This is a genomic window from Imperialibacter sp. (assembly GCF_048007035.1).
Classification (GTDB): domain Bacteria; phylum Bacteroidota; class Bacteroidia; order Cytophagales; family Cyclobacteriaceae; genus Imperialibacter.
Window position 1 is genome coordinate 6,218,054 of sequence record NZ_CP180355.1, and the last position, 13,395, is coordinate 6,231,448.

The window sequence follows — 13,395 nt, forward strand, 5'->3', positions numbered from 1 at the left end:
AAGTGTGTCTTTCGCCAGGTTCAAAGCCTGACTTTTACATCGATTAAGTCTCTGAGGACGCCCCTCAAAAAGACGAAGCGAACAGAAATGGTTCGCTTGTGGTGCAAAATTACGATAAGTTTTTGGGAAAAACTTTATGTTCTACGCTCTGCATCGTTTTTAATAAATTAGTTACTTCACATTTCTCCCTTCACCAGGCAGATTTTTTAAAACAGCAGCTTATATGGATCCAAAGGTTTTAGGCACAAAATATGATAAAATCGCCCAATGGTGGCACGAAGGACACCTTGCCTCCAACTATGGCTTGGATCAAATCAAAAGGGCGATCAGCTATTGTGCCAACAAAGGAAACGCTCTGGACGTCGGCTGCGGCAGTGGCGGAAGAATTACGAAAGAGCTGCTCGCCAGTGGCTTTAGTATAACCGGATTAGATGTGTCGAGCCAAATGATTGAAATTGCCAGGGCCAATCACCCGGAGGTCAATTTCCTTAACGAAGACATTTGTACATGGCAGCCACCAGCAAAATTCGACTTTATTGTGGCCTGGGACAGCATATTTCACCTGCCGTTCAAATCACAGGTGCCTGTAGTTTCCAAACTTTGTGGAATGCTGAATAACGATGGCATACTCATCTATTCATTTGGCAACGACTACGGCGAGCACGAAAACAAATGGAGAGATGACACCTTCTACTACAGCACAATCGGCATCACTGAAAACCTTCGGGTGATCTCAGAAAACAGTTGCCGGTGCATGCACCTGGAGTTGGATCAGTATCCTCAGAAGCATGTATACGTAATTGCTCAAAGAACCTGAAGCCATTCAGAATGAACCTCTTAAAAGACATCATCACCCAAATTGAACTCCACTCGGTTGAAGGCATCAAAAAGTGCTTTGAAGATGGAGTCAGCCCTAACGACCTTTTCCGGGATGAGCCCCTCATCTACGAGCTCACCAGCGAATATACCCGAAGTCCCCGGTTCAAAGCCTGTGTGCAGACTTTTGTTGATGCTGGACTGGTCTTCGAAGGCAAGGCACTACTGGCTGTTCTGCTCAATGATGCCGGGACACTTGCCAATGAGATAGCGACCCATCCTGCATTAATTTCTAAAAAGTATAGTCTGAGGTGTGCCTATACTCCCCTCGATGAAGTAACGCTTCTTCATGTCTGCGCTGAGTTCAATCACGTGGCATGCGCTCGTGTGCTGGTTGGGAATGGTGCTGACATCAATGCAAAAGCCGGAGTTGATGAGCATGGCTTTGGCGGACACACGCCCATATTCCACACGGTGAATCAGAACAATAACCAGTCCGCTGAGATGCTCGAGTTTTGCCTCGACAACGGCGCTGATCTAAAGATCTCCGTGCCTGGCATCATTTGGGGAAAAGGCTACACTTGGGAAACGCTCATCCCTTCCGTCAATCCGATCAGCTATGCGATGATGGGCCTCCTTCCTCAAATGCACAGAGACGAAACCACCACAACGGCTACCGTGACCCAGCTGCTCCAGAGGGCTTACGGGATCGACTATAAAGCGGAAAATGTACCCAACGCTTATTTAAGGCAGTAGTTGGGTAATTCTAACAAAACTATCCCGACGGCCTTACAACCGGCTGGCCTCGTTCTGCACCAAATATTCAATCCGTGAAACCACGGAATTCAATCTTCCGAGCATTACCTCCGGCAATTTTTCTTTTAGAAGATACAGGCAAAAGCGTTATCTTTGAATTTTGGTCATTCCATTAGCACGGGCATTTTTTTTCACTTAGTTTACTCAACCAATTCGTAGACATAACTTCTCAATCTATGAGATACATTCTTCTATTTTTTGCGCTGATCATCACCAGCTTTTCCTACTCCCAGGGCTGCAGCGATGCCGGGTTTTGCACCATGGGTGCCATGAAACCAGACCAGGGCTATAATCGACGCATCCAGGTAAAACTCAGGTCGATTGAGTTCACTCACTACGTGGGACTGACACGGTTCAAGGACGTGGTGTACAACTATGTGGCTGATGTGAATGTAGGCCTCAATAGCAAAACCACGGTTCAGTTGAAAGTGCCTTACGTTTTCGTCGACGGCGCCCTGGCGAACACAAAAGGCATCGGCGATCTTAGTCTTGCCCTTACCCGCAACATCATTACCAGAGAAGCATTTCAGGTAAATGCCACGATTGGATCAAAGATTCCGACGGGAGACGCCAATATTAAAAACACGGAGGGACAATCGCTGCCTATGTACAACCAAACTGGACTTGGCACCTACGACGCTGTGGCGGGCATCTCTTTCATTACTTCAAAATGGCTGCTTGCCACAGGTATTCAACGCCCTTTCGGACAAATCAACAGCACCTTTCTATGGAGCGACTGGATAGGCGATCCGTTGGAAAAAAAGGCGTTAGAGTACACACAAGCAAGGTCGCTTGTGAGAGGCACTGACATCATGTTCAGGGTAGAGCGCAACTTCAGGTTCACGAACTTCAACTTCAGCACCGGTCTTCTGCCTATTTACAGACTTAATAAAGATGTAATTAACATTCCTGTGCTGGAAGGCGACCAGGTAGTTGGCTATAAAGACAGAATCATTGATGGCTCGGAGGGCCTGGCGCTAACGCTACTGATAAGCGGCGGCTATCAGTTCAACACAAGGCTCGGCCTCAAAATGATCAATGGTTTCCGGTTGGTAAAGCGACACACCAATCCTGATGGACTGTCGAGAGAGTATGTAAACAATGTTTCATTGACTTATAGATTCTAAATGAAACTAAGCAACCAATTATTCTGGTTTTTTCTGTTTATTAACATTGCTGCTCAAGCGCAAGACGCTTTAATGGAGCAGGCAGAAAACGAGCAAATCAACGCTAACTACTCAGCGGCTTACGATCATTTCGAACAAGCCGCTGCTGGTTTTTTTAAAGCCAACCAAAATGAAAAGGCTGCACTTTGCCAGCTCCGGATGGCCGAATGCCAGCTGGCCCTGGGCGATCCGCAGTGGGCTCAGGCCATTGTTCAGAGCAACGAGCTGGCGGAGATTATTAAAGGGTCTGGCAACCTCAGCGCCATCTCCCTGAATATCCTCGGCGATATTTACCTCAGATCAGGCAGAAATGACCTGGCGCTGGAAGAGCTTCTTAAGGCGGAAAAGTTACTGCCTGCCAATAGCCTTGAACAAGCAAAATGCTACAACGACCTGGGCGTGGTGTACTGGAACAACGGCAACCGGGAGCTGGCCCTGCAATACCACGAAAAGGCACTAAGCATTCGCCAATCGGCGGGCGCAGGCAAGGCTGTGTTGCTTGCCGATTCCTACAACAACATCGGGCTTATCTATTTGCAAGACCTCCCCGCCTTCGCTGTCGACTATTTTAACAAGGCGCTGGCTATTTACAAGGATAATCTTGGTGAAAACCACCCCAAAGTAGCCAGCGGATATAGCAACCTGGCCTTCGCCACAGCTAACCAGGGGAGCTACGACAAGGCGATCACTTACCTCGACCAGGTCATGAATATTTGGAATGCCACCTACACAGGCGACCACCCCAACAAGGCCTTTACCACCAGCAACAAGGGACGATTGACCGAAATGAAGGGATCGCTTGAAGAAGCACTGGCATTCCAGCGGGTAGCGCTGCAAATGTACCAAAACCTCTATGGAGAAAAGCATCCGGAAATAGCCAACACCTATTTTCTCATAGGATCCATTTACCAGAAACAGAATAAGTTTGAGCTGGCAGTAGAGAGCTTTCAAAAGTCTATTTATGCGAATCTCTACTCCCAGAATTATCAGACCATTTACGACCTGCCTGAGCTGAGAGACTACTATAACGCCGACATTCTTCTTTCCTCACTGCAATCAAAGGCCAAGAACATGGAGGCGCTGCATTTTGAAAAAACACTGAAGCTACGGGACATTGACGGGGCACTTGCTGCCTACGTTGCCTGTGATGAATTGATCACAAGCATTCGCCAGATTCGGCTAAATGAAGCTGACAAGCTCCGACTTGGTGCTGTTGCCTATGAAGTGTATGAAAATGGCATCAGTACTGCTCTCTACCTGAGCGAACGAACTTTTAAGAAGCAATACTACCAAAAGCTGGCTTTTAATTTCTGCGAAAGAAGCAAGTCGGCTGTGCTTCTCGACGCCATCAACGACGCCAAAGCCAAGCACTTTGCCGGTATCCCAGATGAGGAGCTGGCGCTGGAAGACAGCTTAAAGGATCAAATTATCTTTATCGAGCAAAAGCTGGCAGGAGGCAAACTTTCGCCTGAAAAAGAAGAAGAGCTTGAGGCTGAGCTTTTCGGCTTTGAATCTGCCCTGAGAAGCTTTATTGAAAAGCTGGAAGATCAGTACCCGGAATACTTCAAGCTCAAATACAGCAATACCCTGGCCTCAGTTGAAACATTGCAACCACTTTTGAGTGAGAATCAAGGCATCCTCTCCTATTTCATAGGTGAAGAGAATGTATATGTCTTTCTGGTTGGCCGACACCGGCTTAACGCCACCACCATCAAGAAAGACCCTGATTTCGCCAGGAACATTGTTGGGTTGAGGAACGCCATTAAGTACAGGCAGCAGGAGGTGTTCCAAAAAGCTTCCGAAGCACTGCACGAACAACTCATGCCCAAACTACCTGCCTCTATCAGCTCACTTTTGGTACTCCCCGATGGCCCGATTAGCGCTGTACCATTCGAGTCGTTGATAATCGGTCGTGACAAGGACGGCACCATCAACTACCTCATTAGTGAAAAAGTCATTTCCTATGACTACTCAGCCACACTTCTTGCTGAACGAATCGCCAGTAAGTCATCCAGCACCGGGAATGGTATTTTACTATCAGCGCCGCTTTCCTTCGAAAAGAATGAAGTGGTCATGCAGACACTGCCAGACACGGAAAAAGAAGTGAAGGAGATCAAGTTTCTATTTACCGGATCCGACCAGGAGGCAAACCTTATGTTGAGTGCCGCTGCTTCGGAGAGCTTCATTAAGTCGGATGAACTGGGGCAGTACAAATTTTTGCATTTTGCTACCCATGGCATGGTGAATGAAGCAAAGCCGGAGCTATCGAGGATATTTCTATCGCCGGGAAATGATGAAGACGGCAGCCTTTATTCCGGAGAGATCTACAGCCTTGGCATCAATGCCGATTTGGTCAATCTTTCGGCTTGCGAAACAGGCCTCGGCAAAGTAACCCGTGGCGAAGGGATTATTGGCCTGAGTCGGGCACTGATGTACGCCGGAGCCAAAAACCTTATCGTTTCTTTATGGCAGGTAGCCGATGCTTCGACAGCATCGCTGATGATTGAGTTTTATAAGCAACACCTCTATCATTCTGACAATAACCTGTTTGCCGACGACCTTCGAAAGGCAAAATTAAGCCTGCTCAACTCTGAAAATTACAAGGATCCGTACTACTGGGCCCCGTTTATTTTGGTAGGTTTGTGACAATAGCAGCAGTTATTTTGTTCCTATTGGTAGTGAATTGCTAATTTTGGGATAGCAGAGAATCAATACTATCCGGCGCAATGAAATCGCTTGAAGACATCAAACTTACTCTTGGGAAAAATAGGCAATACTTGTTCAACAAGTACCCCATACAATCGATGGCGGTCTTTGGTTCTTATTCAAGAAATGAACAGGTAGCTGACAGTGACCTTGATGTATTAGTCGAATTCAACGATAAGATTGGCATAAGATTTATTGACCTGGCCAATGAAATCGAGGAATTGGTAGGCTTTACAGTTGATGTGGTGTCAAGAAACGGAATAAAGGAAAAGTACTTCGAAAAAATCAAACCTGACTTGATCTATGTCTAGCCGTGATCTTCTCTTTCTTCTGGAAGATATTCTGGAATCGGCTTTAAAAATCAAAAAGTATACCGAGGGCTTGTCATATGAAACCTTCATTGATGATGACAAAACGATCGACGCTGTGATTCGTAATTTTGAGATCATTGGCGAGGCGTCGAGTCGAATTGACAAAGACTTTAAGATAAACAACCCACATATCGAATGGGATAGGTTAAGAGGTTTCCGCAATCGTATTGTTCATGAATACTTTGGGGTAGACTATGAAATTGTTTGGTCGATCATTGAGCAACATCTACAGGTGCTAATCGATAGCCTAGAGGGTCTTATTAACGAAACCAGAAACGACACGAAGTAAAAAAGGAAGCATCTTAATGGCATTAAAAGCAATAGTAAAAGTAGGAAGTGTTACCAACCTGAGTGATGCAAGGTATTGTGCTGGCATGGGTGTGGATATGCTCGGCTTTGATATCAACCCGGCAAGCCCAGAATACATCAATCCACTTAAGTTTCAGGAAATAACCGGCTGGGTGGCTGGCGTAAAGCTGGTGGGCGAAGCACATGGGCTTTCAGAAGAAAACATCAGGGCACAACTGGTTCAATATGAGCTTGATTGTCTGGAAATAAGTGATTTATCCCTATTGGAATCACTGAAGCACACAGACTTAACTTTTATCATAAAAGCCACCACAGAAGCAAGCCTTAATATGGCCATGACTTTGGCCAAAAACACCCCGGCAGTAGCGTATATTTTTGCTGAGCTTAATGATCAATTAACCGTCAAGCAAGTGGTTAGCGCAAATTCAGAGGTGCCTTTGCTGGTAGGCTACGATGTCAATCCCGAACAGGTGGAAGGCCTTTTAGCTTCCAATAAGGTGAACGGATTTGCACTAAAAGGAAGCCAGGAAGTTAAGCCGGGCTTCAAAGACTATGATGAGTTGGCCGATATGTTGGAAGCCCTGGAAACAGACGACTGAAAAGCCCCGGCAAGAGGCTCAGGCAAAGCGAAACTTCATGTACTTGATGGTTTCCCCCTTTTCGGTAAAAATCAGTTCATACTTAGTTTTGATGCCGTAGTGCTCTTCCCAAAGATCAGACTGGTAAAGGTCAAAGGTGTACTCCATTTCTTTGATGGCATATTTTTCCCTCAACAAGTCTAGTGTGTACTGAAAGAGCGGCGTGCTGTCGGTTTTAAAATATACCCAACCGTCTTTCTTCAACATGGCTTTGTACATATCCAGAAACCTGGGCGACGTAAGCCTTCGCTTTTCATCTCTGTCTTTCGGTCTGGGATCGGGAAAAGTAATCCAAATTGCCGACACCTCCCCTGCTTCAAAAAATTTCTCAAGCATTTGAATTTGAGTGCGCAGAAAACCTACATTGGTAAGCCCAAGTGCCTGTGCCAGCTGACTCCCCTTCCAAATCCTGTCTCCTTTTATATCGACACCGATAAAATTTTTATCACCGAAGCGCTCTGCCAACCCGACGGCGTATTCCCCCCTGCCACAGCCAAGCTCTACCACGAGCGGCAAGTCGTTATCAAAAAATTCGTCGTTCCACCTTCCCTTTATTGTCTCAAAAAGCGGCTTCCCTTCTTCCAGCACATTCCTGCTTTCACGGTTCTGCTTGTACCTGTCCGTTTTGTTTCTCACTACTACAACTGATCTATTTCTGCTACGACAAAAGTACTCCCCCCGACAAAAATGACATCGTTCGCCCCCGCTTTTTTGTTTGCCAGGGCGATTCCTTCGTTTACATCTCTAACCAACTCTCCAACATACCCCTCCGCTTTTCCTTCCTCATAAAGCTGTTCAGCGGGCAGTGCTCTGGGAATGCTGGCCGCAGTGAAATAGTAGTAGGCATCCCTCGGCAAAACACTCCACAGCTTAGACCTGTCTTTATCGCTCACGACCCCGATAACAATGTACAGTTGCCCATGGATGTTCTCGGCGAGCTGTTCGAACAGCTCCCTCATGCCCTCTTCATTGTGGCCTACATCGCATATCATCAGCGGCTGCTGTTGTAGCACCTGCCAGCGGCCTTTCAGGCCAGTCAGGCCCTTCACATTGCTGAGCCCTTTTGCTACGGCTTCATCGGAAATGTCAAATCCTCTCGTGCGCAGCACATCGACGACACTGAGAATTCCCGGCAGGTTTTTGAGGTAATACTGACCAGTTAAGTCAAGCTTCAATGTCTTTAGGTCAGAGCCGCCAGTTTTAGCTACCGAAACCACTCTTGAAAACAAGTTATACCCCTTATTTTCAACCTTATATCCGTTCCTGGCAATGACGATCGGGCTGTTTTCCTTTTTTGCCTTCTCAATAAACACTGCATCCAATGACCCGTAATAACCTCCGACCACCACAGGCGTATTTTTCTTAATAATTCCGGCCTTTTCTCCCGCTATTTCTTCCAGGGTGTTACCCAGAAGATCCATGTGGTCATAGCTAATAGAGGTAATGAGCGACACCAGCGGATTGATTACATTCGTAGAATCGAGCCGCCCTCCCAGGCCCACTTCCACAACGGCAATATCAACTTGTTCAGATGCAAAGTAGTCGAAAGCCATGGCCACAGTGGTTTCAAAAAAGCTTGGCTTTACCTGCTCCAGCACCGATTTCATTCTTTCTACAAAAGCCACCACTTTATCCTCAGGCATCTCTTCTCCATTGACCCTAATGCGTTCGGTGAAGTTCTTCAGGTGAGGTGAGGTATACAAGCCAGTTTTGTAACCAGCAGCCTGCAAAATGGCTGCAATAGAATGAGCACTCGTGCCCTTTCCGTTTGTGCCGGCAATGTGAACTGATTTGAATTTGTTGTGGGGATTGTCAAGCGCATTACACAGCGCCAAAGTATTGGTGAGATCCTTTTTGATGGCCACTTTCCCCACCCGCTGAAACATCGGAAGACTACCGTAGAGGTAGTCCAGCGTTGCCTGGTACGTCATTGGCTAATTAGCGGGATTTGATGATAAAAGTGATTCGACCGGTTGACCTCGGCGGAGCAGGACTGTTCGGTGGGTTCCTTTTGAAATACAGCCCTTCGACCTCTCTCCTATACACCGCCTCAACAGCGGCGCTTACCCCTCTCTCCAGGGTTTTAATACCTATCACCTCACCATTGTCATCGACAGTGATTTCAAAAACTATACGGCCACTCTCGTTGGAAGTGTCATTTGGTTTGGGGATCTCCTCCCACGCCCAACCTGCCATATCCAGAGCAGCGCCACCTCCACCACCCGGGGTTCCATACAGAGCACGGGCATCGACAGTTCCTTCCTTGTTTCCTTTATCACCTGTAGCAGCTGTGTTATCTCCCTGACTATTGGAGCTTACTACTTTGTCGGAGGCGACACCTCCTGATGGTTTCTCAGCAGGCTTTTCTGTGGGTTCTTTCCTGGTTTCTACTGGAGTTGGTTTTGTTTCTGCCACTACGGGCTTGGTTTCCTTTTTCACCTCCTTCGGCTTCTCTTCCTCTTTCTTAGGCGTGGTCACCGGCGTTTTGACCGGCTCCTCTTTGCGCAGATCAGGGCTGGCCACATTCTGTGTCACTACAGCCTCCTCTGGTGCATTGGTTGATTCCTCCACTACTTCTGGCTCGGCCGTATCCTCTACCGGCTCCGTCTCTTCTGTTTGTGTCTCTTCAGGAACGTCTTCATTGACCTCTTCGGCATCCGATGTACTTTCGCTTTGCTCTACGGTAGATTCTGGTTGAACAGCGCCAGATCCCTGGCTATCAAGGCCAAAATTTAATTCTATGCCATATTCAGGAATGGGCGGATTGGGTTCTTTCCAGGCCAAAAGGAAGGCAAAAATTAACAAAAGAAGTGCATGGACGCCCAGAGAGACCGCCGTGCCTATTCTTTCATTTTTCTTTTCTTCTTTGCTCTGAAACTCCATTACCTAATTCGGTTTTGTCGCTATCGATACTTTGGCTTCCAAAGCGGTTGCTATGCCTGCCACATAAACCAGGTGCTCCGTAGGAACAGATTTGTCTACATGCAATACCACCACTCCCTCTTTGCCAGCCAACTCATTCCTTAAAACCATTTCCAGGTTATTCCGGTTCACCAGCTTGTCGTTTACATAGTAACGTAAATCGCTGCTAATGGTGACACTCACTTTTTGAAGCACAATGGTTGAGCTTTTGCTCGAAGGCAAATTGACCGGCAAGCCGGAAGGCGTAACGAACGTGGCTGTGAGCATAAAGAATATCAGCAAAAGGAACACGATGTCGGTCATCGAACTCATGCTGAATGATGCATCAATCTTATTTTTTGGACGTAGATCCATGCTTCAGTGGTTATTTAGGCTCCTGTAGCAGGTCGATGAACTCGATAGCACTGTATTCCATTCTATGAATGACCTTCTGCATTCTGGTCACCAGGTAGTTGTAGCCCAGGTAGGCAATGATACCGACAGTGAGGCCTGCCGCTGTGGTCACCATGGCTTCGTAGATGCCTGACGATAGCAACTTTGGACTAACCGAACCTTCTTCCTGCGCAATGGCGATGAAGGCCTGTATCATACCCGTTACCGTACCAAGGAAACCAATCATTGGGGCTGCACCCGATATTGTGGCCAAAACACCCAGGTTTTTCTCCAGCTTGTAAATCTCTATTTTGCCCACGTTCTCGATAGACACCTCTATGTTTTTCAAGGGACTTCCAAGTCTGGAGAGGCCCTTCTCTATCATTCTGGCAACAGGCGTGCCGGTTTGGGCGCAAATCATTTTGGCACCATTTACATCGCCAGCCAATACCTTGGCTCTGATGTCGTCTGTAAAGTGATCGGGGGTTTCGCCTGCCTTCCTCAACGTAAGAAATCGCTCCACGAAAATGATAACGGCTACGACGGACAATAATAAAATGGGGATCATCCAGAATCCCCCTTTTAACATCAAATCTATAAGAGTGACCGACTGATCTTCAACAGCAAGATCAGCGGTGTCAATTTGCAGTAACATCATATGTTATATCAATACCTTAAAGCCCAAACTTCACCTCCATAGGTTGACTTAGCTTTTTCGGCTTCATCCACTGCTTCCTGATAAGTGTCGAAATCGGAAATACTTACCCTGTAAAACCTTGATTTCCCGAACGGCTTAATAACGGTTGAGTTCAACCCCTCTTTTGCCAGCTTCTTACCATAGTCATCGGCCAGGTCTCCATCGAAAAAGCTACCTACTATTACATAAGAACGACCAGTTCTCTCAGTTAGTGTAACTACTTCGCCGGTTGTGTTAACTGACTTCTTCACTACGGGCTCTTCTTTCTTAACAGGCTCTGGTTTTGGCTCAACAGGCTTCGGCTCGGCTTTCTCCACTTTTGGTGTTGCTTTGGCAACTACTTTCTTGTCGTCATCTTTATGATGCCAGTACAAAAAGGCAAAACCAATAAGAACAAAGGCCACCGCCCCTATTATAATAATTCTGGTGAAGCTCTTGGCCGAGTCGCCGCCTTCATTCGCTTCCTGATATGCCTGTTGTTTGAACGATGGTGGTGGAGTTCCGCCAAATACATTGGAAATCTCCTCGTGGCTTGGCTCCTCAACGTCAAAAATTGAACTTACCTGGCTATCATCTTCCTGAAAAGAAGGAGTTTCTGGCTCATCAAAAACCGGGCTGGGTTCTTCAGTTGGAGTTTCGCTGGAAGATTCGTCCTCGGCTTCGTCTTCATCGTCATCCAGTGCTTCATATTCAAGTTCCGGAAGGCCGAAGTCCTCATCATCCTGAGGTGCGTTTGAACCACTCTGTTCTTCCTTGTCTTTGTTTGCTTTGCTTTTAGCCATTTATTAAGAGGTTGAGAGTACTTTAGATTCGTTATAAGCTAAACTCAGCTCAGTTGAAGTAACAATTCCGTAAAATAGAAATTTCTTATGTTTTAATGAAAAAATTCCTAGCCGCAAATAAAGAAACTTTTTTGGAATAATTTAAGAACACCTTAGAATGAATAAGAAAAACCTGCTTTGAAAGTAAGCCCCCTTACCGGATAATTTGAAAGTAATTGGTATTGCTGGTTGGCTAAATTGTGAAACTGAAGAAATATGGTTGCTCTTTCAGATAGCAAATAATCAAGATCAATGTAAACATCAGTCGCTGCTTTCAATTCTTCGGATTGTCCTAAATTCCAGTCATAGGCTTTTATCCCTCCAAGGTAGGCCAAGCCAGCCTTTGTTCTCATTTTGTTAAAAGCAAGAAAGCTGCCGTTAAATGCTATTCTATAACCTGGCATATGCCATGCTTCCTCAAATGTGTCGGACTGATAATTGTAATAATTGACTTGCAGGCCCAAATTGAGCGAGCTTCCTATGTAAAAGTCGCTGGCCAGGTACAAATCCAATACTTTGAAATTGGCCGTGTCGTAGGCCAGAATAAACTTCGATGGATCGTCGGGGGAATTGAGAAAGACGCCAAATTGCTTGAAGACCTTTTGTGAAAGGCCCACCTTGTAGCTCATGAAAGCCAGATTTCCCTGTGCTCCCAGCCCCAGGTTCAATATATTGTTGGAGTTGTGAATGTCGACCCCAGCGGCTAAATAAGGGTTACGGGCAGTCATGCTTTGCCATGTATTCAACTGGCTGTTTCCCGACAATTCGCCAAAAATGCCAAAGAGTTTGCCGAACTGGTATTTCCCTTTCAAAACGGGGTATACCTGCGATGCTGGCACCAATGAGTCGGACTGATACACATAGCGAATGCCAGCAGATACCTGGTAGTTGTCGCCAGTGTACACCACAGATGGCTCAAGTCCAATTCTTTGCCTGCCAGTGCTCAAAGAATCTTTGTAGCCGATCAAGTCAGCGAAAACACCCACATGCCCGGTTAGCGCACTTTGCAGCTCCATGGAGAGATCTGCATTCACTTTTACCCAGTTTTCCGAGATGTCCAGGTTATCACTTTGTCCATTGTAGGCAAGGCCTCCGGTAATACTTATGTCAGACTCCGACGATGAATTATCGATATTTACCGACACTCCATACTTATTGAAGTTCCTCTTCAGGCTGTCCTCCCCTTCCGTAACCGAAACTGACGGATCGTACCCATAAAAATTAAAGCGTGAAAGCTTGTAGTAGGCATCTCCTGAGGCTGTAAACCCGTCGCCAAAGTAGCTCGCCTCTCCTTTTAAAAGCGTCTCTCCTGATGCACTGTTCTTTCCATCAACAGGGCCCTTGCCAAATGAAAGATGCTTCGCCTGAAACCCGGCCAGGTACTGCTTATTTCTCTTGTTGTAAAGATAAAGCTCGCCCAGCGGAGAGTTGTAGTTGCCATAACCAAGTTTCACCAGGTTCCCATAATACTTTTCCAGCGGCTCTGCCTGAAGCTTCAAAGCCTTGATGTCGACCGTAGTAGGTGGAACCGTTACGTCGAGGGCAGGAAAAACGTATTCCTGCTTGATGCCGCCTGTTTCAATAGCTGTAGGAGGTATCTTTTCAAAGCTTCTTGGCTGAAAAGGCAATACTATCTCCCTGTCCTTTTCTATCACTACCTCTGCTTCCTGTATTTCCCCCGCTTCTTCCCATTGCTCCTGCGACCAGGCCGGCAGGCTCATCAAAAGACAAATGCAGAACAGTAAGCTTTTATACATTTTC

The 13,395-nt window shown here is 46.5% G+C and carries 14 protein-coding genes; 7 read left to right on the plus strand and 7 right to left on the minus strand.

Going from position 1 to position 13,395, the window contains the following annotated elements; genetic code table 11:
- The first annotated feature begins 223 nt into the window (after positions 1-223).
- From ACMVP2_RS26305 to ACMVP2_RS26335, 7 genes are all read left to right on the plus strand, one after another.
- Positions 224-817 carry a class I SAM-dependent methyltransferase gene (locus ACMVP2_RS26305; RefSeq protein ID WP_416865813.1) on the plus strand — a complete coding sequence of 198 codons (594 nt, stop codon included), beginning with the start codon at positions 224-226 and terminating at the stop codon, positions 815-817.
- Between the two features lie 11 nt (positions 818-828).
- Complete coding sequence (locus tag ACMVP2_RS26310; RefSeq protein WP_416865814.1) at positions 829-1,572, plus strand: hypothetical protein; 744 nt, start codon at positions 829-831, stop codon at positions 1,570-1,572.
- 236 nt (positions 1,573-1,808) lie between these two features.
- Positions 1,809-2,759 (plus strand): hypothetical protein, encoded by a 951-nt coding sequence (locus tag ACMVP2_RS26315; protein ID WP_416865815.1) that lies wholly within the window; start codon positions 1,809-1,811, stop codon positions 2,757-2,759.
- Positions 2,760-5,444: a CHAT domain-containing protein gene (locus tag ACMVP2_RS26320; RefSeq protein ID WP_416865816.1), complete on the plus strand. Its 2,685-nt coding sequence runs from the start codon at positions 2,760-2,762 to the stop codon at positions 5,442-5,444.
- Between the two features lie 80 nt (positions 5,445-5,524).
- Complete coding sequence (locus ACMVP2_RS26325) at positions 5,525-5,815, plus strand: nucleotidyltransferase family protein (RefSeq protein WP_416865817.1); 291 nt, start codon at positions 5,525-5,527, stop codon at positions 5,813-5,815.
- Entirely contained in the window at positions 5,808-6,164 is a 357-nt protein-coding gene (locus ACMVP2_RS26330) for a DUF86 domain-containing protein (RefSeq protein ID WP_416865818.1), read from the plus strand. The genes ACMVP2_RS26325 and ACMVP2_RS26330 overlap by 8 nt, the downstream gene beginning before the upstream one ends.
- Positions 6,165-6,180: 16 nt before the next feature.
- Complete coding sequence (locus ACMVP2_RS26335) at positions 6,181-6,783, plus strand: N-(5'-phosphoribosyl)anthranilate isomerase (RefSeq protein ID WP_416865819.1); 603 nt, start codon at positions 6,181-6,183, stop codon at positions 6,781-6,783.
- 18 nt (positions 6,784-6,801) lie between these two features.
- Here ACMVP2_RS26335 and trmB read toward each other — a convergent pair whose 3' ends face one another.
- From trmB to ACMVP2_RS26370, 7 genes are all read right to left on the minus strand, one after another.
- The gene (trmB, locus tag ACMVP2_RS26340; protein WP_416865820.1) at positions 6,802-7,458 is read right to left on the minus strand and encodes a tRNA (guanosine(46)-N7)-methyltransferase TrmB; all 657 of its coding nucleotides are present in this window, start codon (positions 7,456-7,458) and stop codon (positions 6,802-6,804) included.
- A 2-nt stretch (positions 7,459-7,460) separates the two neighbouring features.
- Entirely contained in the window at positions 7,461-8,753 is a 1,293-nt protein-coding gene (locus ACMVP2_RS26345; protein WP_416865821.1) for a bifunctional folylpolyglutamate synthase/dihydrofolate synthase, read from the minus strand.
- 7 nt (positions 8,754-8,760) lie between these two features.
- On the minus strand, positions 8,761-9,705 hold the full coding sequence (locus ACMVP2_RS26350) for a hypothetical protein (RefSeq protein WP_416865822.1): 945 nt from the start codon (positions 9,703-9,705) through the stop codon (positions 8,761-8,763).
- 3 nt (positions 9,706-9,708) lie between these two features.
- Positions 9,709-10,098 (minus strand): biopolymer transporter ExbD, encoded by a 390-nt coding sequence (locus tag ACMVP2_RS26355; protein WP_317491876.1) that lies wholly within the window; start codon positions 10,096-10,098, stop codon positions 9,709-9,711.
- A gap of 10 nt (positions 10,099-10,108) precedes the next feature.
- Positions 10,109-10,774 carry a MotA/TolQ/ExbB proton channel family protein gene (locus tag ACMVP2_RS26360; protein ID WP_151996504.1) on the minus strand — a complete coding sequence of 222 codons (666 nt, stop codon included), beginning with the start codon at positions 10,772-10,774 and terminating at the stop codon, positions 10,109-10,111.
- Positions 10,775-10,782: 8 nt separating this feature from the next.
- Positions 10,783-11,595 carry an SPOR domain-containing protein gene (locus ACMVP2_RS26365; protein WP_416865823.1) on the minus strand — a complete coding sequence of 271 codons (813 nt, stop codon included), beginning with the start codon at positions 11,593-11,595 and terminating at the stop codon, positions 10,783-10,785.
- Between the two features lie 152 nt (positions 11,596-11,747).
- The gene (locus tag ACMVP2_RS26370; RefSeq protein ID WP_416865824.1) at positions 11,748-13,391 is read right to left on the minus strand and encodes a hypothetical protein; all 1,644 of its coding nucleotides are present in this window, start codon (positions 13,389-13,391) and stop codon (positions 11,748-11,750) included.
- Between the last annotated feature and the right edge of the window lie 4 nt (positions 13,392-13,395).